The organism is Hydrogenobacter hydrogenophilus (genome assembly GCF_900215655.1).
GTDB lineage: Bacteria > Aquificota > Aquificia > Aquificales > Aquificaceae > Hydrogenobacter > Hydrogenobacter hydrogenophilus.
In genome coordinates this window covers 290,461-309,840 of sequence record NZ_OBEN01000001.1, presented here as the reverse complement: position 1 = coordinate 309,840, position 19,380 = coordinate 290,461, and the positions used below count along the sequence as shown (strand labels likewise).

17 protein-coding genes are annotated in these 19,380 nt (G+C 44.2%); all 17 read left to right on the top strand.

Going from position 1 to position 19,380, the window contains the following annotated elements; genetic code table 11:
• The first annotated feature begins 15 nt into the window (after window positions 1–15).
• The 17 genes from secE to rplB all read left to right on the top strand — a co-directional run bounded on the left by secE (window position 16) and on the right by rplB (window position 19,346).
• Complete coding sequence (secE, locus tag CP948_RS01705; protein WP_096600436.1) at window positions 16–210, top strand: preprotein translocase subunit SecE; 195 nt, start codon at window positions 16–18, stop codon at window positions 208–210.
• Complete coding sequence (gene nusG, locus CP948_RS01700) at window positions 210–935, top strand: transcription termination/antitermination protein NusG (RefSeq protein ID WP_096600434.1); 726 nt, start codon at window positions 210–212, stop codon at window positions 933–935. The genes secE and nusG overlap by 1 nt, the downstream gene beginning before the upstream one ends.
• Window positions 936–945: 10 nt before the next feature.
• Window positions 946–1,383, top strand: a complete 438-nt coding sequence (gene rplK / locus CP948_RS01695) for a 50S ribosomal protein L11 (RefSeq protein WP_096600432.1) — start codon at window positions 946–948, stop codon at window positions 1,381–1,383.
• Between the two features lie 4 nt (window positions 1,384–1,387).
• A complete protein-coding gene (gene rplA, locus CP948_RS01690) occupies window positions 1,388–2,113 on the top strand; it encodes a 50S ribosomal protein L1 (protein WP_096600430.1) in 726 nt (241 codons plus the stop codon).
• A gap of 11 nt (window positions 2,114–2,124) precedes the next feature.
• A complete protein-coding gene (gene rplJ, locus CP948_RS01685; RefSeq protein ID WP_096600428.1) occupies window positions 2,125–2,661 on the top strand; it encodes a 50S ribosomal protein L10 in 537 nt (178 codons plus the stop codon).
• Window positions 2,662–2,674: 13 nt separating this feature from the next.
• Window positions 2,675–3,061, top strand: a complete 387-nt coding sequence (rplL, locus tag CP948_RS01680) for a 50S ribosomal protein L7/L12 (protein WP_096600426.1) — start codon at window positions 2,675–2,677, stop codon at window positions 3,059–3,061.
• Between the two features lie 133 nt (window positions 3,062–3,194).
• Window positions 3,195–7,604, top strand: a complete 4,410-nt coding sequence (gene rpoB / locus CP948_RS01675; protein ID WP_096600424.1) for a DNA-directed RNA polymerase subunit beta — start codon at window positions 3,195–3,197, stop codon at window positions 7,602–7,604.
• Window positions 7,601–12,301 (top strand): DNA-directed RNA polymerase subunit beta', encoded by a 4,701-nt coding sequence (gene rpoC / locus CP948_RS01670; protein ID WP_096600422.1) that lies wholly within the window; start codon window positions 7,601–7,603, stop codon window positions 12,299–12,301. Before rpoB ends, rpoC begins: the two co-directional genes overlap by 4 nt.
• 28 nt (window positions 12,302–12,329) lie before the next feature.
• The gene (gene rpsL / locus CP948_RS01665) at window positions 12,330–12,722 is read left to right on the top strand and encodes a 30S ribosomal protein S12 (protein ID WP_096600420.1); all 393 of its coding nucleotides are present in this window, start codon (window positions 12,330–12,332) and stop codon (window positions 12,720–12,722) included.
• A complete protein-coding gene (rpsG, locus tag CP948_RS01660) occupies window positions 12,722–13,204 on the top strand; it encodes a 30S ribosomal protein S7 (RefSeq protein WP_096600418.1) in 483 nt (160 codons plus the stop codon). The genes rpsL and rpsG overlap by 1 nt, the downstream gene beginning before the upstream one ends.
• Before the next feature lie 13 nt (window positions 13,205–13,217).
• Complete coding sequence (gene fusA, locus CP948_RS01655) at window positions 13,218–15,305, top strand: elongation factor G (RefSeq protein WP_096600416.1); 2,088 nt, start codon at window positions 13,218–13,220, stop codon at window positions 15,303–15,305.
• Window positions 15,306–15,326: 21 nt separating this feature from the next.
• Window positions 15,327–16,544, top strand: coding sequence for an elongation factor Tu (gene tuf / locus CP948_RS01650; protein ID WP_096600413.1), 1,218 nt, complete (start codon window positions 15,327–15,329; stop codon window positions 16,542–16,544).
• 11 nt (window positions 16,545–16,555) lie between these two features.
• Window positions 16,556–16,867 carry a 30S ribosomal protein S10 gene (gene rpsJ / locus CP948_RS01645; protein WP_096600411.1) on the top strand — a complete coding sequence of 104 codons (312 nt, stop codon included), beginning with the start codon at window positions 16,556–16,558 and terminating at the stop codon, window positions 16,865–16,867.
• Between the two features lie 5 nt (window positions 16,868–16,872).
• Entirely contained in the window at window positions 16,873–17,580 is a 708-nt protein-coding gene (gene rplC / locus CP948_RS01640) for a 50S ribosomal protein L3 (protein WP_096600409.1), read from the top strand.
• Entirely contained in the window at window positions 17,577–18,176 is a 600-nt protein-coding gene (rplD, locus tag CP948_RS01635; RefSeq protein WP_096600407.1) for a 50S ribosomal protein L4, read from the top strand. The genes rplC and rplD overlap by 4 nt, the downstream gene beginning before the upstream one ends.
• The gene (gene rplW / locus CP948_RS01630) at window positions 18,173–18,469 is read left to right on the top strand and encodes a 50S ribosomal protein L23 (RefSeq protein ID WP_096600405.1); all 297 of its coding nucleotides are present in this window, start codon (window positions 18,173–18,175) and stop codon (window positions 18,467–18,469) included. Before rplD ends, rplW begins: the two co-directional genes overlap by 4 nt.
• Before the next feature lie 10 nt (window positions 18,470–18,479).
• A complete protein-coding gene (gene rplB / locus CP948_RS01625; protein WP_096600403.1) occupies window positions 18,480–19,346 on the top strand; it encodes a 50S ribosomal protein L2 in 867 nt (288 codons plus the stop codon).
• Window positions 19,347–19,380: the final 34 nt, after the last annotated feature.

Sequence of the window (19,380 nt, the reverse complement as noted above, 5' to 3'; positions counted from 1 at the left end):
CATGGAGAAGTTAGGATGGAGAAGATAAAGAACTTTCTTAAAGGTGTAAAGCAGGAAATATATCGAGTATCGTGGCCTGACAGAAAATTGGTGACAAAAGCTACCATTAGTGTTATAATTTTCTCTTTGTTTATAGGTATATACTTGTGGCTTTTGGATATTGGTTTTACAAGAATGATACACTTTGTGCTTTCTTTGAGAGGTAGCTGATGGGAGAGTTTAAGTGGTACGCACTGCAAGTTGAGGCTGGCAAAGAGGCTACTGCAAGGGAGAACCTTCTGAAGGTTATACAGTTGGAAGGTCTACAGGACTATGTGGAAGATGTGGTAGTGCCAGCGGAGGAAAAGGTAGTTATAAGAACTCAAGGTAAGGAAAAGTATAGGCTTTCTTTGAGAGGGAACAACAGGGATCTGAGTGTGCTTGGAAAAAAGGGAGTGACTACTTTTAGGATAGCGGACGGAGAGGTTAGAGTTATTGAAAGCGTAGAAGGAGATACGTGCGTAGAAGCTCCTCCCATATCAAAGCCTGGACAAAAAATAAGCTGTAAAGAAAACAAAGTGGAGGCTAAGATCATCCTTGAGTCAAAGATGTTTCCCGGATACCTGCTTATAAAGGCGGATATGAACGATGCCCTTTTGAGAGCCATAGAAAAGACACCTCACGTTTATAGACCCGTTTTGGTGGGTGGAAAGATAGCACCCATAGATGAGAAAGAAGTGGAAAGGATCATAAGCTTTGTGAAGAAAGGCGTAAGACCTCTGCGCGTCCTTTTTGAAAAGGGAGATCAGGTAAGGGTAATAGAGGGACCTTTTATGAACTTTACTGGCACAGTGGAAGAAGTGCATCCCGAAAGGGAAAAGGCTGTGGTGCTTATAAGCATATTTGGAAGGCTCACACCTGTAGAGCTTGACTTTTCACAGATAGAGAAGCTTTAGGAGGACAAATATGGCTAAGAAAGTAAGTGCTGTTGTTGAACTTATGTTGCCAGCTCAGCAAGCAACACCCGCACCGCCTGTTGGTCCAGCTCTTGGTCAGCATGGTGTTAACATAATGGAGTTTGTCAAGCAGTTTAACGCGGCAAGCAAGGAGTTTGAACCCGGCACAGTAGTTCCTGTGGTCATTACCATATATCAGGACAGAAGCTTCACCTTTATAATGAAAACTCCGCCAGCCTCTTACCTTCTTAAGAAGGCTGCCAAAGTTCAAAAAGGTTCAGGTGATCCCAAAAAGCAAAAAGTAGGCAAGATCACAGTAGACCAACTCAGAGAGATAGCTAATATAAAATTAAAAGATATGAACACTAAGGATATAAACGCAGCCATGAGAACCATAGCAGGAACAGCTAAAAGTATGGGCATAGAGATAGAAGGATGGAAGGAGTAGAGCTATGAGAAGGGGTAAAAGATACACAAAGGCTTTAGAGCTCTTTGATAGGACAAAACACTACACCTTAGAGGAAGCTATTGATATTCTCAAAAAGATAAAAGAAACCGCGGGTGCCAAGTTTGATGAGACTGTAGAGCTTGCGGTAAGGCTGGGTGTTGACCCTAAGTACGCGGATCAGATGGTAAGAGGTTCGTTGGTGCTTCCTCACGGTCTTGGAAAAGAGGTCAAGGTGTTGGTGTTAGCAGAGGGTGAACAGCAAAAGATAGCCCAGTCAGCGGGAGCGGATTTTGTAGGAGGCGAAGACTTGATAAACAAAATACTCAAAGAGGAGTGGGTGGATTACGATGTGGTGATAGCAACACCGGAGATCATGCCCAAGGTAGCCAAACTGGGAAAGATTTTAGGTCCAAAGGGACTCATGCCTAATCCCAAGACGGGCACTGTCACTAACAACATAAAACAGGCTGTGGAAGATGCCAAAAGGGGAAGAGTGGAGTTCAGGGTGGACAAGACAGGCAACGTACATATACCCATAGGAAAGATCTCCTTTGACAGGGAAAAGCTTTTGCAGAACGCTTATGCAGCAATAGACGCTATAGTAAAAGCAAAACCACCTGGTGCAAAGGGTCAGTATGTGAGGAGTATAACCCTTTCCAGTACTATGAGCCCTGGCGTTAAAGTGGATGTAGCCCAGACTCTCAGAAAACTTCAGGAGCTTGCAGCCTAAGGAGGTAAAGTATGGAAAGAAAAAGCTGGCAGGAAAAAGCTCAGAAGGTAAAAAGCTACAAAGAGCGCATGGAGAGATCCAACCTTATGGTATTTTTGAACTTTGTAGGTATAGATGCCCAGTCCATGTCCAAACTCAGAGGCGATGTTAAGTCTGCAGGAGGTGAACTCTTAGTAGGTAAAAATACCCTATTTTATAGGGCATTTATGGACACAGTGCTATCGGATCACAGAGAAGTGCTTGTGGGACCAACCGCGGTAGTGTTTTCCTACAAAGACCCAGTCCTTACCGCAAAAACGGTTTACGAGTTTCTCAAAGAACTCAATAAAGACAACCCTTTAGAAAAAGTAAAAGGTGGATACATGCAAGGGAGGTTTCTAAAACCTGAAGATATAAAAGCCCTTGCAGAACTGCCACCTATGGAGGTGCTTGTATCCAAATTGATGGGTACTCTTCAGGCACCTCTGATTAACTTGATAATGGCTCTGAAGGCTATGCCTCAGAAGCTTGTTTTGGCACTAAAAGCTTTAGAAGAGAAAAAATCTTAAAGGAGGTTAAAAGATGGCTACGCTTACCATTGACGAGATAGTAGAAGCTATCGGCAACATGACCCTTCTTGAGGTTGCCGAGCTCGTAAAGAAGTTAGAGGAAAAGTTTGGTGTATCTGCTGCTATGGTGGCTGCCGCTCCTGCGGTTGCAGCTCCATCAGGACCTACGGCTGCTCCTGTAGAGGAAAAGACAGAGTTTGATGTGATCCTCAAGAGTGCAGGAGCTAACAAGATAAATGTTATAAAGGTGGTCAGGGAAATAACTGGGCTTGGACTAAAAGAAGCAAAAGACCTCGTTGAATCCGCTCCAAAACCCATCAAAGAAGGAGTTTCCAAGGAAGAAGCGGAAAACATTAAGAAAAAACTGGAAGAAGCTGGTGCACAGGTAGAGATAAAGTAAGCCTAAATCTGAATATGGAAATTCACGAAGCTTTACCCTCCTGCGCAAAGCGGGGGGTTTTCTTTTTTCTTGACTTTTCAGGCAATTTATTTTATATTAATAAGTTTCCAAAGCATAAAAAGAGGGTTATAGCATGAGAAAGAACATAGCATTGCCCAGAAAGTTTTTTGGAAGAAGGTCCGAAATACTTGACCCTCCTTACTTGCTTTTTCTTCCTAAGGAATCTTTTGAGAATTTTCTGCAGTTTAGGAAAGCACCAAAAGAGCGCAAGCCTGTAGGTCTTGAGTATGTATTCAGAACTTCTTTCCCTTTCAAGGATCCTGATGAGAAGATCACTGTTGAGTACTTAGGTTATGAAGTGGGTGAGTGGGAATGCAACAAATGTGGTTATAAAGCTTACAACGATCAGAGCTTTTTGGGTGGGTATGGTGTAGCGTGTCCCAAGTGTGGCACCATGCTAACATACAAAGAAAAGTACACGGTTGAGGAGTGCAAAACTAAAGGTTTTACCTACGCGGTACCCATCAGAGTTTTAGTCAGACTCAAAGTAAAGACAAAAAAGGGAGAGAGAGTGCAAGACCCTAAAAAGGTCTATTTTGGCGAAATACCTATGATGACAGAGGTGGGGTCCTTTGTGGTCAACGGAAGTGAGAGGATAGTAGTAAGCCAGCTCATAAGGTCCCCCGGTGTCTTCTTTGAAGAGAAGGAAGAAAGACAGAAAGAAACCACCATAGTGAGGATCATATACAGGGCAAGCATAATACCAGACAAAGGACCCAGAGTTGAGTTTGAGCTTTCCAGCACAACAGACATTCTTACCGCAAGGGTAGATAAGAAGAAGATAAGTGGTTCTTTTATGTTCAGAGCCTTAGGGCTTGAGACCGCTTACGATATTCTCAAACACTTCTACCCAGAAACCAAAGCGTTCTTTACTGAGGGTGGGAGACTCTTTGACAAACAAACTGGGGAAGAATACACACCCCAAGACCTTTCCCAGAGCTATCTTTTTGCAGTACTCAGATACAAAGGAAAACTTGAGGGAAAAGGAAAGGAAGAAGAATTTTTGGAAGAGAGATACATAGAGGATGTAGAAGATTTAGAAAGATTGCTCAAAGACGAAAGGATAAAGGTGGAGCTCTTGACAGCGGTACCAAGAGAGAGTGCGGTAAAAAGTCCATACGGCAAGATCCTTATAGAGACTCTCATAGCGGAAACATCTCCACGTGAGCCTGACAGAAGAAGCTCCATTGTGATACCCGCAAGGTTCTCCTTTAGGGACATAGCGCTTGTTGACATATACAAAAAGCTCCGTGCGGTAGAGCCTATGGTGATGGAGCTGGAACACTTGGTGAGCAGGGCAAGGTCTCACTTCTCCCTCTACTTTGAGGACATAACCAGGTATGACCTTTCCAGAGTGGGAAGGGTGAAGATAAATGCCAAGGTTCATAGAATACCTAAGGTGTTAAGACCTGCAGACTTGGAAAAGCTTTCAAGCCTTCCTCCTTTGGCTCTTGCAGAGAGCGTTGAAGAGTATCAAGAAGGACAGCTTTTAACAGAGGACCTTCTTAAGGAAATTTTCAAGAAGAGAGACCAAGTAAAAGTAAAAGACTACACAGAAGACAACGCACGCTTTTTGCTTCCTGTAGATATTATAAATACAGTCAAATACCTCATAGACCTGCGTTTTGGTAGAGAAAAGAAGGATGACATTGCGTATCTTGGCAACAGAAGAGTCAGAGCCATAGGTGAGCTTCTTGAGAATCAAGCACGCATAGGTTTGGCGCGCATGGAAAAGTTCTTCAGGGACAGATGCACAGTGGTTAATCCAGAAGACCCCAATCTCAAACCCCAAGACCTTTTAAACCCCCGCTACCTTACCAGCACCATATACGAGTTTCTAAAAGGTGGTATGCTTTCCCAATACCTTGACAACACAAACCCCCTTTCCGCTCTTACGCATAAAAGGAGACTCTCCGCTCTGGGACCTGGTGGTCTTACCAGAGAAAGTGCTAAGTTTGAGATAAGAGACGTGCATCCTTCCCATTATGGTAGGATATGCCCCATAGAAACCCCAGAAGGTCAAAACATAGGACTTGTCACTTCTCTGACCGTTTATGCTCAGGTAAACGAGTTTGGCTTTATTATAACTCCATACAGAAAAGTAGTAGATGGTAAGGTCACCAACGAGATAGAGTACTTGGCAGCTTACGAAGAGGAAAACTATGTAATAGCTCAGCACACACCCACTGACCAAGAAGGTAAGATAAAGACAGATAGAGTGTTCGCAAGATACAAAAACGACATACAGATAGTTAAACCTCAGCAGGTCCATTACATGGATGTTTCTTCAAGACAGGTAGTTTCTGTGTCCGCTTCGCTTATACCTTTCCTTGAACATGACGATGCCAACCGGGCTCTTATGGGTTCTAACATGCAGAGACAAGCGGTTCCTCTTGTGTTTACCTCTTCACCCCTTGTAGGCACAGGTATGGAAAAGAAAGTGGCATACGATAGCAGTGCGGTTGTCCTTGCCAAAAGAGGTGGTGTAGTGGAGGAAGTGGACAGCAAAAGGATCATAGTAAGGGTAAACCCAGAAGAGATAGACCCAAAAGACCCTACAGACATGGGCATAGACATATACGAGCTCAAAAAGATGAGCAGAACTAACCAAAACACCTGTATAAACGAAAGACCCTTAGTCTTTAAAGGTCAAAGGGTGAGCAAAGGAGAGATATTGGCAGACGGACAATCTACCGAACGGGGTGAGCTTGCCTTAGGTAAAGATGTGCTGGTTGCCTTTATGCCTTGGAGGGGATATAACTTTGAGGACGCCATAGTTATCTCAGAAAGGTTAGTAAAGGAAGATGTATTCACCTCTATACACATAGAGGAGCTTGAGGTAGAAGCCAGAGAGACAAAGATAGGTTATGAAGAGATAACAAGGTCCATACCGGGTGTACCCGAAAGAGCTTTGGCTCACCTTGACGAATTTGGTATAGTAAGAATTGGCACTTATGTGAAGCCCGGGGACATACTCGTAGGTAAGGTTACTCCTAAGGGTGAACAGCAACTAACACCCGAAGAAAAGCTTCTTCAGGCTATCTTTGGAGAGAAGTCAAGAGATGTCAAAGACACATCTTTGAGGTGTCCTCCGGGTGTGGAGGGTGTGGTGGTAGATGTGCAGGTTTTTGCAAGAAAGGTAGGAGAAAGGCGCAATTATCTTGCGGAACATGTGGAGAGACAGGAAAAGGAAAACCTACGCAACGAACTTGAAAAGAAGAAAAGGCTTCTTGTAGAAGGCAGAAACAGCGTTATAAAAAGTTTGGTCTTGGGGAGAGAAACAAGCAAAGATATTACCATTAAGAAGAAGACATACAAAGCAGGCACGAAGGTGGATGAAAAGACCTTTGAGGTGCTTCTTAACTACATAGTAGCAAAGCCGGAAAATCTTTTTGACGATAAAGAGCTTTGCGAAAAGATAAATCAGGTAAGGGAGAGAACAAAAGCACAAGTAGAACTCCTTGAAAGGATCTACAGGGAGAAGGAAGAATCCATAGGTAAAAGAAGCGAGCTTCCTGCAGGTGTGATAGCGCTCGTGAAGGTCTACATAGCTCAAAAGAGAAAGATAAAGGTAGGCGATAAGATGGCAGGAAGACACGGAAACAAAGGTGTTATATCCGTAGTGCTTCCCGTAGAGGACATGCCCTTCCTTCCGGACGGAACACCTGTAGACATAGTTCTAAACCCTCTTGGTGTGCCATCCCGTATGAATGTGGGTCAGATACTTGAAACCCACTTAGGATGGGCTTTGAAAGAACTGGGTAAAAAGCTGGGAGAACTTATATCCGAAATGGCAGACAGAAAAGAGATAATAGATTTCCTGAAGAGAATATACTCTGTGGGAGACACTCCAAGCGGTGAAAATGCTAAATACATAGAAGAGTTCCTAAACAGCCTCAGCGACGATGAGTTTATGGAAGTTGTAAAGGGTTATGCAGAGAAGGGCATACCTGTAGCAACACCTGTGTTTGAGGGTGCCAGCGAAGAGCACATAAAAGAACTTCTAAAACTCGCAGGACTTCCAGAAGATGGAAGAACGGTACTTTACGATGGAAGGACTGGAGAACCCTTTGACACAAAGGTGACGGTAGGATACATGCATATGCTCAAGCTCATACACATGGTGGATGACAAGATACATGCAAGAAGCACCGGTCCTTACTCCTTGGTCACACAACAGCCTTTGGGCGGAAGAGCACAGTTTGGAGGTCAAAGACTTGGAGAGATGGAAGTTTGGGCTTTAGAAGCACACGGTGCAGCTTACACCCTTCAGGAGATGCTCACTGTCAAGTCTGATGACATAGAAGGAAGGACAAAGGTTTACGAATCCATAGTGAAAGGCAAATACACCTACACACCCGGTATACCCGAGTCCTTTAGGGTGCTTGTAAGAGAGCTAAAAGCTTTAGGTTTGAATGTCAAGTGTGAAAACGGGGAATCAAAGCCCTGTGATCAGATTGAGGTAGAGGAGGAAGAAAGATGAGAAAGGGACTTCTTCCCTTTGAAAAGATAAAGCTTATGTTGGCTTCGCCAGAAGAAATAAGAAGCTGGAGCTATGGGGAGGTAAAGAAGCCAGAGACCATAAACTACAGAACCCACAAACCAGAAAAGGATGGGCTTTTCTGCGCTAAGATCTTTGGTCCCATAAAGGACTACGAGTGTCTATGTGGAAAGTATAGAGGTAAAAGGTTTGAAGGTACTATATGCGACAGGTGTGGTGTTGAGGTCACAAGGTCTTATGTCAGAAGGAAGAGGTTTGGACACATAGAGCTGGCAGCACCCGTTGCTCACATATGGTTTCTCAAGAGCTCTCCTTCCAAAATAGCTACTTTGCTTAACCTTTCCACAAGGGATGCGGAAAGAGTTGTCTACTTTGAGTCCTACCTGGTTATAGAGTATCCCATGAGTGAGGAGGAAGAAAAGAAGTTTGAGGAGATGGAAGACACTATACCCATTAAGGATGATATGGGAAACACCAAGTTCGTAAAGCTCTATGTTGTGGACGAAGACAAATACATGAGTGAATACGCAACGAGCTTGGAACACAGATACGAAGGCGGTATGGGTGCAGAGATCATAAAGAAGGTGCTGGCAAGCCTTGACCTTCAGGCTTATGCTAAAAAGCTCAGGGAGGAGATAAAGCCTTACAGCTTTGGTTTTGAGGATCTTGGAAAGCACTTAGAGGAAAAGTACAAAAAGCTCTACCACAAAATGGTAAAAGTCATTGCGGAAGATTTTAGACTCTTTGGTATAGAAATAAAGCATCCCCAAGACATGACATTAGAACAAGCTATATTGGGCATTTTAAATGAAGAGTACTATCTGAACACACAGACAGGAGAGCTGTTTGCTGAGGATTGTGGAGAAGACTGCCTTACAGGTAGAGAAGCTCTGCGTGAGTATTACGAGAAGCAAAAGGAGAAAAAGAAAGACCTTCCAGTGTTTGAAAAGATAAAGGAAGACATAAGGAATGCGGTTCTCAAGGAAGTATCTGAAGCAAAAGTGAGAAAAGCCATAAGGATTCTCAAGCTTGTAGAAGACTTTATAAAGAGTGGCAACAGACCCGAGTGGATGATACTTGAGGTTCTGCCCGTACTTCCTCCGGAGCTAAGACCTCTTGTGGCACTTGATGGAGGAAGGTTCGCTACCTCGGACCTTAACGACCTTTATAGAAGGATCATAAACAGGAACAACAGGCTCAAAAGACTTATAGAGCTTGACGCACCAGAGATCATCATAAGAAACGAAAAGAGAATGCTTCAGGAGGTAGTGAGCGCTCTCATAGACAACGGCAAGCGCGGAAGGGTGATAACCCAAAATGGGCGGGCTCTAAAGTCCCTTGCGGACTATCTAAAAGGTAAGCAAGGGCGCTTTAGGCAGAACCTTCTTGGAAAGAGAGTGGACTACTCGGGAAGGTCTGTGATAGTTGTGGGTCCAGAACTCAAGATGCATCAATGCGGACTTCCCAGAATAATGGCTCTTGAACTTTTTAAACCTTTCGTATACAGAAGGCTTGAAGAGAAAGGATACGCGACTTCTATAAAGAATGCAAAGAAACTCGTAGAGCAAAAGACACCCGAAGTGTGGGAATGCCTTGAGGAAGTAGTAAAACAGCATCCAGTACTTCTCAACCGTGCACCCACTCTTCACAGAATGTCCATACAAGCTTTTGAGCCTGTTTTGATAGACGGTAAAGCTATACAGCTCCACCCCTTGGTATGTCCACCTTTTAACGCAGACTTTGACGGAGACCAGATGGCGGTTCATGTACCTTTAGGTATAACCGCACAGTTAGAAGCGTACATTCTCATGCTCTCCACTCAAAACATCATATCTCCCGCTCACGGAAAACCCATCACCATGCCATCTCAGGACATTATCTTAGGTGTGTATTACATTACGCAAGAAGTTCCGGGAGTGAAAGGAGAAGGAAAGCTCTTTTTAAGCAGGGAAGATGTGCTATTGGCTCTTGAAAACCAAAAAGTAGACCTTCATGCCAAAATAAAGCTAAGGCTCGAAGACGGTAAGGTTGTAGAAACAACTCCCGGAAGGGTACTGTTTAACAGCATACTACCAGAAGGACATCCCTTTGTAAACGAACCCTTAGACAAGAAAAAGGTCTCTAAGCTTATAACTAACATATACAATAAGTACGGTATAGAAAGAACCGCGAGCTTTCTTGATGACCTGAAAGAACTGGGCTTTAATATGGCAACCAAAGCAGGGATATCCATAAGCGTAGAAGACCTGCAAATACCCAATGTAAAGAAGGAAATACTCAAATCTGCCTTTGAGCAAGCGGACGAGATAATAGATCAGTATATGAAAGGTTTGCTTACCAACAAAGAACGCTACAACAGAATAATAGACCTGTGGTCTGAGATCACTGACAAGGTTTCCAAGTCCATGTTTGAAGAGATAGAAAAAACCCAAAGAAAAGAAGGGGAAAAAGTCTACCCTGGCACCTTTAACCCCATATACATGATGGCAAACTCTGGAGCAAGAGGAAACAGAGATCAGATAAGACAGCTTGCAGCCATGAGAGGACTTATGGCAAAACACACGGGAGAGTTTATAGAAACCCCCATCATATCCAACTTCAGGGAGGGACTTTCTGTTCTTGAATACTTCATATCCACTTACGGTGCGAGGAAAGGTCTTGCGGATACTGCACTAAAAACCGCCTTTGCAGGCTACCTAACCAGAAGGCTCGTAGATGTAGCTCAAGACATTATGATAACGGAAGAAGACTGTGGCACCCATAAAGGTATAGACATGACTGCCATAGTAGAAGGTGGTGAAGAAAAAGTACCTCTCAAAGACAGAATCATCGGTAGAACCTTGGCAGAGGACCTAATAGACCCATACACAGGTGAAACTATAGCCAAGCGCAACCAGATAGTAGACGAAACTCTTGCAGATAGGATAGTGCATGCAGGTATAGAAAAGGTCAAGGTCAGATCTCCCCTCACATGCGAAACTAAGTTTGGTATATGCGCCATGTGCTACGGATGGGACCTTTCACAAAGAAAGCTTGTTGATGTAGGAGAGGCGGTAGGCATAATTGCAGCTCAGTCTATAGGAGAGCCTGGAACTCAGCTTACCATGAGGACTTTCCATATAGGTGGTGCGGCGGTCGCAGAAAAGGTTCAGAATGTTCTTGTGTGCGAAACAAGCGGAAAAGTAAAATACTACAACATAAAACTCATAAAGAACAGGGAAGGCAAATACATTAACATATCAAAGGATGCAGGTATAGCCATACTTGATAAAGACTCAAGACCCATAGAAAGACATGCGGTACCCTACGGTGCCGTCATCTTAGTAGAAGAAGGTGCTCAGGTAAAGGAAGGCACTACCCTCGCAGAGTGGGATCCCTTCAACACTTACATCATAGCGGAAGAAGGTGGGAAGGTAGAGTTCAAGGACATAGTGCTTGACGTGACCGTAAAAGAAGAAAGAGATCCCCTTTCTGGTAAAACATCCACTATAGTTTCCTTTACAAGACCCAAGGACGCCATGCTACACACTCCGAGGATAGTGATCGCCACACAAGACGGTAGAGAGCTTGCTTATGACCTTCCTGTAAACTCCATACTCAACATTCCCCCAGAAAACATAAAGGTAGAGTGGCTCGTATGTCCTACTTGCAGTGAATCGGAAGGTACAGAAATACAGCACAAATACTATGTGGTAAAGGACTATGAGGTTCAGCCCGGAGATGTGCTGGCAAGGATACCCAAAGAGATGGCAAAGGTAAGAGACATAGTGGGAGGTCTTCCCAGAGTGGAAGAGCTTTTTGAAGCAAGAAAGCCCAAGAACCCCGCCATACTCAGCGAAATAGACGGTACAGTCAGAATATATGAAGATGCTGACGAGGTAATTCTTTACAATCCCCGAACTGGTGAAACAAGAAAGTATGATATAAAGAAGGATGAGTATATACTTGTAAGCCACGGTCAGTATGTGCAGAAAGGAACCAACATAACAGACAGCATAAAGGCAGAAATAGACGGACAAGTGAGAATAAAGGGAAGAGGTTATAAGGTTGTTGTGTATAACAAAGAGATGGGCTTGCAAAGAGAGTACTTTGTGCCCAAAGGTAAGCACCTGCTTGTTAAAAACGGAGACACAGTCAGTGCTGGAGATCCACTAACTGATGGTACTCCTGTCCCTGAGGAGATCCTAAGGATAAAAGGTATGGATGAGCTTCAGAAGTTTTTACTCAAAGAGGTGCAGATGGTTTATAGGCTTCAGGGTGTTGACATAAACGACAAACACTTTGAGATCATCATAAGACAGATGCTGAGAAAAAGGAGAGTAGTAGACCCCGGAGACAGCAGGTTCTTGGTCAACGAGGAAGTGGATATAGAAGACTTAGAGCAAGAAATTCAAAGGATAAAAGAAGAAGGTGGCAAACTGCCCAAAGTGGAACCCATTTTGGTAGGCATATCTAAGGCTGCACTTACTGCAAGAAGCTGGATATCCGCTGCATCCTTCCAAGAGACGCCCAAAGTGCTTACAGACGCATCCTGTGAAGGTAAAGTTGACGATCTTAGAGGTATAAAAGAGAATGTGATCATAGGGAACCTAATACCAGCAGGTACAGGTTCAGAAAAGTACGCTCAAGTAAAGGTTATAGAAGAAGCCAAAGCAAAAGCTCTCAAAGATGTGTTATAATAGTAGACTGCTTTGAAAGGAGGACGCAATGCCTACCATAAACCAGCTTGTAAAGCAAGGCAGAGAGAAGAAGAAGAAAAAGAGTAAATCGCCTGCCCTGCAAGGGAATCCCCAAAAGAGGGGAGTCTGTGTCAGGGTCTACACGGTGACACCCAAAAAACCTAACTCTGCTCTTAGGAAGGTAACAAGGGTGAGGCTTTCCAACGGTATAGAAGTGACCGCATACATACCGGGAGAAGGTCATAACCTTCAAGAACACTCCATAGTGTTGGTAAGAGGTGGAAGGGTTAAAGACCTTCCGGGAGTAAGGTATAAAGTGATAAGGGGTGCTCTTGATACTGCAGGTGTTGCCAACAGGAGGCAGTCAAGGTCCAAATACGGTGCCAAAAGACCTAAACAACAGGCAGGAGGTAAAAAGTAATGCCCAGAAAAGGACCAGTTCCTCCCAGAGAAACACCACCAGACCCAGTTTACGGAGATGTTCTCGTTGCAAAGCTTATAAATAAGGTTATGAAGGATGGTAAAAAGAGTGTTGCGGAATACATAGTTTATACAGCATTAGAAGAAGCGTCAAGGGAAGCTAAAATGACACCCGTTGAACTTCTACACAAAGTGGTAGAACAGTTAAAACCCGAGTACGAGGTAAGACCCAGAAGAGTAGGTGGTGCTACATATCAGGTGCCAGTGGAAGTTCCACCAAGAAGGCAGATAAGCTTGGCTATAAAGTGGCTTGTAGAAGCGGCAAGGAACAGAGCAAGACACAGAGGTAGCTACACCATGGTGGAAAGGCTAAAGTCTGAAATGTTAGACGTGCTTGAAGGAAAAGGTGGTGCCATAAAGAAGAAGGAAGATACTCACAAGATGGCAGAAGCTAACAAGGTTTTTGCTCACTTTAGGTGGTAAAGGAGGATAAGAGATGCCTAGGACAGTACCCATAGAAAGACTCAGGAATATAGGGATAGTGGCTCACATAGATGCTGGGAAGACTACAACTACCGAAAGGATACTTTATTACACAGGAAAAACCTACAAGATAGGAGAAGTGCACGAAGGTGCTGCTACTATGGACTGGATGCCTCAAGAAAAGGAGAGGGGTATTACCATAACTGCAGCAACTACCGCATGCTATTGGAAGGATCACCAAATAAACATAATAGACACACCGGGGCACGTGGACTTTTCCGTTGAAGTAGTAAGGTCTATGAAGGTTCTTGACGGCATCATCTTTATCTTTTCAGCAGTGGAAGGTGTACAGCCTCAGTCAGAAGCCAATTGGAGGTGGGCAGACAGATTCGGAGTTCCAAGGATTGCCTTTATAAACAAATTGGACAGGCTGGGTGCGGACTTTTACAGAGTCTTTAACGAGATAGAGAAAAAGCTCAGTATAAAGCCCGTTGCAGTTCAAATACCTGTAGGTGCGGAAGATCAGTTTAAGGGTGTTATAGACCTTATGAACATGAAAGCCATCATATGGCTTGAGGAAACGCTGGGTGCTAAGTACGAGGTGGTTGATATTCCCTCCGAATACTTAGAAAAGGCTCAAGAGTGGAGAGCCAAGATGGTGGAAGCTATAGTAGAAAATGACGATGAACTCATGATGAGGTACTTAGAGGGGGAAGAGGTGCCCACCCAGGACCTCAAAAGAGTTTTAAGGACTGCTACCATAAACAGAAAGTTAGTGCCTGTACTTTGCGGTTCTGCCTTTAAAAATAAAGGCGTTCAACCCCTTTTGGATGCGGTAATAGATTATCTTCCCTCTCCCCTTGATGTACCACCTGTGAAAGGTATAAACCCCAAAACTTCAGAGGAAGAAGAGAGGAAGCCTTTTGACGAAGAGCCTTTCTGTGCTTATGTGTTTAAGGTGATGAGTGATCCGTACGCAGGACAGCTTACCTACTTTAGGGTTTTTTCTGGAAAGGTATCCGCAGGCTCTTATGTTTACAACGCCACAAAAGACAAAAAAGAGAGGATAGGAAGATTGCTTTTGATGCATGCTAACTCCAGAGAAGATGTGCAGGAAGCTGCTGCAGGTGAAATAGTTGCGGCGGTAGGTTTGGATGCTACAACTGGAGACACCCTCTGCGACGAAAAGTTCCCCATACTTCTTGAGAAACTTGAGTTTCCTGAGCCTGTCATTTCTATGGCGATAGAACCAAAGACAAAAAAAGATCAAGAGAAGTTATCACAGGTGCTCAACAAGTACATGAAAGAGGACCCCACCTTTAAGGCAAGCGCTGACCCAGAGACGGGTCAAACTCTAATACACGGTATGGGAGAACTACACCTTGAGATCATGGTAGACAGGATGAAAAGGGAGTACGGCATAGAGGTGAATGTGGGTAAACCCCAAGTGGCATACAAAGAAACCATCAAAAAACCTGCCCAAGCAGAAGGCAAGTTCATAAGACAGACAGGTGGAAGAGGACAGTACGGACATGTGGTGATAGAAATAGAACCCTTAGAAAGGGGTCAGGGTTTTGTATTTGAGAATGCTATAGTAGGCGGTATAATACCTAAAGAGTTTATTCCTGCTGTGGAACAAGGTATTAGAGAAGCAATGCAAAGTGGCGTGCTGGCAGGTTATCCCGTTGTGGATATCAAAGTGAGACTTTTTGATGGATCTTATCACGAGGTGGACTCTTCGGAGATGGCTTTCAAGATAGCTGGTTCTATAGCCTTTAAAGAAGCGGTTAAGAAGGCAAATCCTGTCCTTCTTGAGCCTATAATGGAGGTGGAAGTGGAAACTCCTGAAGATTATGTGGGAGATGTCATAGGGGACCTTAATTCCAGAAGAGGGAAGATAATGGGAATGGAAAATAAAGGTGTGATAACAGTAGTTAAAGCCTTAGTGCCTTTAGCAGAGATGTTTGGATACGCTACTACACTGAGGAGCTTGACACAGGGAAGAGGAACTTTTATAATGAAATTTTCTCATTACGATGAAGTTCCCCAGAGCATAGCGGAACAGATCATAGGGGAACGTATGGCAGGAGCTAAAACTTAACGAATATGCGGAGGTAATACGATGGCAAAGGAGAAGTTTATAAGAGAAAAAGAGCACGTCAATGTTGGGACGATAGGGCACGTAGACCACGGTAAGTCTACCCTCACATCTGCCATAACCTGCGTGCTTGCAGCTGGCATTATGCCAGGAGGCAAAGCCAGATGCACAAGATACGAAGAGATAGACAAAGCACCAGAAGAAAAAGAAAGGGGTATAACCATAAACATCACCCATGTGGAGTACGAAACACCCAAAAGACACTACGCTCACGTGGACTGTCCGGGACACGCTGACTACATCAAAAACATGATAACGGGTGCAGCACAGATGGACGGTGCTATTTTGGTAGTTTCCGCAGCGGACGGACCCATGCCCCAGACGAGGGAACATGTGCTACTTGCAAGGCAGGTGAATGTCCCTTACATAGTGGTGTTTATGAACAAGTGCGATATGGTAGATGACCCAGAGCTATTAGACCTTGTAGAGCTTGAAGTGAGGGAGCTCCTTTCCAAGTATGAGTTTCCCGGAGACGAAGTGCCAGTCATAAGGGGTTCAGCTTTGGGAGCACTGCAGGAGCTTGACGGAGGCAAACCAGACAAGTGGTGCAACTCCATAGTAGAGCTACTAAACGCCATGGACGAGTACATACCCACACCAGTGAGGGAAATAGACAAACCCTTCCTCATGCCCATAGAGGATGTGTTTACCATATCAGGTCGTGGTACAGTAGTGACAGGCAGAGTAGAGAGGGGGGTATTAAGGCCTGGAGATGAAGTAGAGATAGTAGGATTAAGAGAAGAACCCATAAGGACAGTAGCAACATCCATAGAGATGTTCAGGAAGATACTGGACGAAGCACTACCTGGGGACAATGTGGGAGTACTGCTTAGGGGAGTAGGCAAGGACGATGTGGAGAGGGGACAGGTGTTGGCAAAGCCGGGCACTGTAAAACCCCACAAACGCTTTAGGGCACAGGTGTATGTACTTAGCAAAGAAGAAGGAGGAAGGCACACACCCTTCTTTGTGAACTACAGGCCACAGTTTTACTTTAGGACAGCGGACGTGACAGGGACAGTAGTGAAGTTGCCAGAAGGACAAGAGATGGTGATGCCTGGGGACAACGTGGAACTTGAGGTAGAACTCATACAACCTGTGGCGATGGAAGAGGGACTTAGGTTTGCCATAAGGGAAGGAGGAAGGACTGTGGGTGCTGGTGTGGTCACCCAAATCCTTGATTGAGAGGTGAAAAAATGGAGGAGCTAATACGAATAAAGCTAAGGTCTTACGATTACAGGCTTCTCGATCAGTCGGTCAAGCAGATCATAGATACAGTTAAGAGAACAGGTGGTATAGCCAAAGGTCCTATACCCCTTCCTACATTGAAGAAAAGGTGGGTAGTGCTTCGCTCTCCACACAAATTTGACCAATCAAGAGAACACTTTGAAATAAGGGAACACAGAAGGATAATAGACATAACGAGGATAACTCCTCAAACAGTAGAATCTCTCATGAGTATAAACTTACCTGCCGGTGTAGATGTAGAACTAAAGATGAGGAGCTGATCATCATGGCTATAGGTTTGATAGGAAAAAAGTTAGGTATGACAAGGGTATTTCTCAAAGACGGAACCACACTGCCCGTTACTGTGATAGAGGTGCCACCTCATGTGGTAGTTGCCATAAGAACTCCAGAAAGGGAAGGATATTCAGCCCTTCAACTGGGTGCCTTTTCCGCAAAGGAAAAACATCTGACTAAGCCAGAGATAGGCCATCTACAAAAGGCTGGTGTAAAGCTTCTGAGGGTGCTCAAAGAGTTCAGAGTAGATTCAGTAGAAGGTTATCAGATAGGGCAGGAAATTGGCGTTGCAGATGTTTTTTCTCCTGGTGAATTGGTAGATGTAATAGGCATCAGTAAAGGAAGAGGTTTTACTGGAACTATGAAGAGATGGGATTTTGGTGGTTTTCCAGCATCTCACGGTCATAGATATCACAGGGCAGTGGGTTCTATAGGAAACAGGTCAGACCCCGGAAGGGTATGGAAAGGCAAAAGGATGGCAGGACACTATGGCGCTCAGAAAGTGAGGGTACAGTCCCTTTTTGTAGTTGATGTAATACCTGAAAAGAACCTTCTTCTGGTGAGAGGTTCTGTACCCGGTCCTACGGGTGGTCGTGTGATTATAGAGAAAAGCAGTATATCCTACAGAAAGTCCCAAAAACTTAAACTTAACAGGCTAAAGCACCTAACGGAAAATCTCGTAAAAGGAGCACAGGCATGAAAGTGGGAGATGTGGAATTAAGAGATGACATTTTTAATGTTGAGGTAAACAGGCATGTACTCTGGGAAGTGGTAAAGTGGCAACTCGCATCAAGAAGACAGGGAACTCACAGCACAAAAACCAGAGGTGAAGTCTCTTACAGTGGAAGAAAACTACTACCACAAAAAGGTACAGGAAATGCAAGGCATGGAGATAGAGGTGCTAACATATTTGTAGGCGGTGGTATAGCTCATGGTCCTAAACCTACAGATTATTATTACAACTTACCTAAGAAGGTCAGGAAGTTAGGACTAAAAATGGCACTATCCTCAAAGGCACAAGAGGGCAAACTGCTTATATTTGACAGCATTAACATGGGAGAGGTACCTAAGACAAAGAAAGCTCTTGAGTTTTTACAAAATATGGGAATAAAAGACTCAAAGGTTCTTATAGTTATTCCAGAAAAGGATCAAGTAGTGATGAAATCTTTCAGAAATCTTCAGACAGTAAGAGTGCTTCCCGTGGAAGGTTTGAATGTTTATGATATACTTTGGGCAGATGTGCTGGCTCTTCACAAAGAAGCCATAGAGAAAATATACGAGAGGTTATCCGCATGAGAAAGCCCGAGGAAATAATAATAAGACCCATCATAACGGAAAAGAGCAATAGGTTAATGGAGGATCACAAAAAATACACCTTTGAAGTTGCCCTTGACGCCACCAAGCATGAAATAAAATATGCGGTAGAACAGCTATTTAAAGTACCTGTACTGAAGGTAAATACCATAATAGTAAAGCCTAAAAAGAAGAGGGTGTTAGGTAAATTCAGAAAATATGGCTACACGCGCTCTTACAAAAAAGCCATAATTACCATTCCTCCTGATAAGGAGATAGACTTACTAAATTTGTGAGGTTAAACCTATGGGTGTGAGAAAGTTAAAACCAGTTACCAACGGTCAGAGACATGCGGTTCTTTATGACTTTAAAGAGATAACAAAAAAAGAGCCAGAAAAGGCTCTTTTAGTTCATTGGCACAGAGCAAAGGGAAGATCCCGTCAGCAAGGTAAAATAACCTCACGCTCAAGAGGAGGAGGACACAAAAAAAGGTACAGGTTAATAGACTTCAAGAGGGACAAAAGCTTAGTGCCTGCAAAAGTAGTTGCCATAGAGTACGATCCCTTCAGGTCTGCAAGAATAGCTCTCCTTCACTACGCTGACGGTGAGAAGAGGTACATACTGTGGCCAGAAGGTCTTGAGGTGGGTAGTACGGTAATGTCTATATCTTATGAAGATGCGGAGAAAGGCAAAGAGCTCCCAGAGATAAAGACAGGCAATGCTATGCCTCTCAAGTACATACCTGTAGGTACTGTAGTGCACAATGTGGAACTACACCCGGGGAAGGGAGGTCAGCTGGCAAGAGCCGCAGGCATGTCAGCACAGGTCCTTGGTAAAGTAAATGATTATGTACAGCTTAGGCTACCCTCAGGAGAGATTAGGTTAGTGCACCAAAGATGCATGGCAACTATTGGCAGAGTAGGACTTGCAGAACACGAGCTTATAAAGTATGGAAAGGCTGGACGCTACAGGTGGCTCGGTTGGAGACCTCACACGAGAGGTACCGCTATGAACCCCGTAGACCATCCTCACGGTGGTGGTGAAGGAAAAACCAAGGGTAAGCACCCCGAGTCTCCTTGGGGTTGGAAGACCAAAGGATACAAGACCAGAAGAGGCAAAAAATACTCAGACAAGTTTATACTCTCCAGAAGGAAAGGAGGAGTCCAGCAATGAGCTTCAGAGGTGCTTGGAACAAAAGAAACAGGCT

Coding starts and splice junctions, on each gene's coding strand:
- secE (WP_096600436.1), top strand. CDS start 16: ATGGAGAAGATAAAGAACTTTCTTAAAGGTGTAAAGCAGGAAATATAT.
- nusG (WP_096600434.1), top strand. CDS start 210: ATGGGAGAGTTTAAGTGGTACGCACTGCAAGTTGAGGCTGGCAAAGAG.
- rplK (WP_096600432.1), top strand. CDS start 946: ATGGCTAAGAAAGTAAGTGCTGTTGTTGAACTTATGTTGCCAGCTCAG.
- rplA (WP_096600430.1), top strand. CDS start 1,388: ATGAGAAGGGGTAAAAGATACACAAAGGCTTTAGAGCTCTTTGATAGG.
- rplJ (WP_096600428.1), top strand. CDS start 2,125: ATGGAAAGAAAAAGCTGGCAGGAAAAAGCTCAGAAGGTAAAAAGCTAC.
- rplL (WP_096600426.1), top strand. CDS start 2,675: ATGGCTACGCTTACCATTGACGAGATAGTAGAAGCTATCGGCAACATG.
- rpoB (WP_096600424.1), top strand. CDS start 3,195: ATGAGAAAGAACATAGCATTGCCCAGAAAGTTTTTTGGAAGAAGGTCC.
- rpoC (WP_096600422.1), top strand. CDS start 7,601: ATGAGAAAGGGACTTCTTCCCTTTGAAAAGATAAAGCTTATGTTGGCT.
- rpsL (WP_096600420.1), top strand. CDS start 12,330: ATGCCTACCATAAACCAGCTTGTAAAGCAAGGCAGAGAGAAGAAGAAG.
- rpsG (WP_096600418.1), top strand. CDS start 12,722: ATGCCCAGAAAAGGACCAGTTCCTCCCAGAGAAACACCACCAGACCCA.
- fusA (WP_096600416.1), top strand. CDS start 13,218: ATGCCTAGGACAGTACCCATAGAAAGACTCAGGAATATAGGGATAGTG.
- tuf (WP_096600413.1), top strand. CDS start 15,327: ATGGCAAAGGAGAAGTTTATAAGAGAAAAAGAGCACGTCAATGTTGGG.
- rpsJ (WP_096600411.1), top strand. CDS start 16,556: ATGGAGGAGCTAATACGAATAAAGCTAAGGTCTTACGATTACAGGCTT.
- rplC (WP_096600409.1), top strand. CDS start 16,873: ATGGCTATAGGTTTGATAGGAAAAAAGTTAGGTATGACAAGGGTATTT.
- rplD (WP_096600407.1), top strand. CDS start 17,577: ATGAAAGTGGGAGATGTGGAATTAAGAGATGACATTTTTAATGTTGAG.
- rplW (WP_096600405.1), top strand. CDS start 18,173: ATGAGAAAGCCCGAGGAAATAATAATAAGACCCATCATAACGGAAAAG.
- rplB (WP_096600403.1), top strand. CDS start 18,480: ATGGGTGTGAGAAAGTTAAAACCAGTTACCAACGGTCAGAGACATGCG.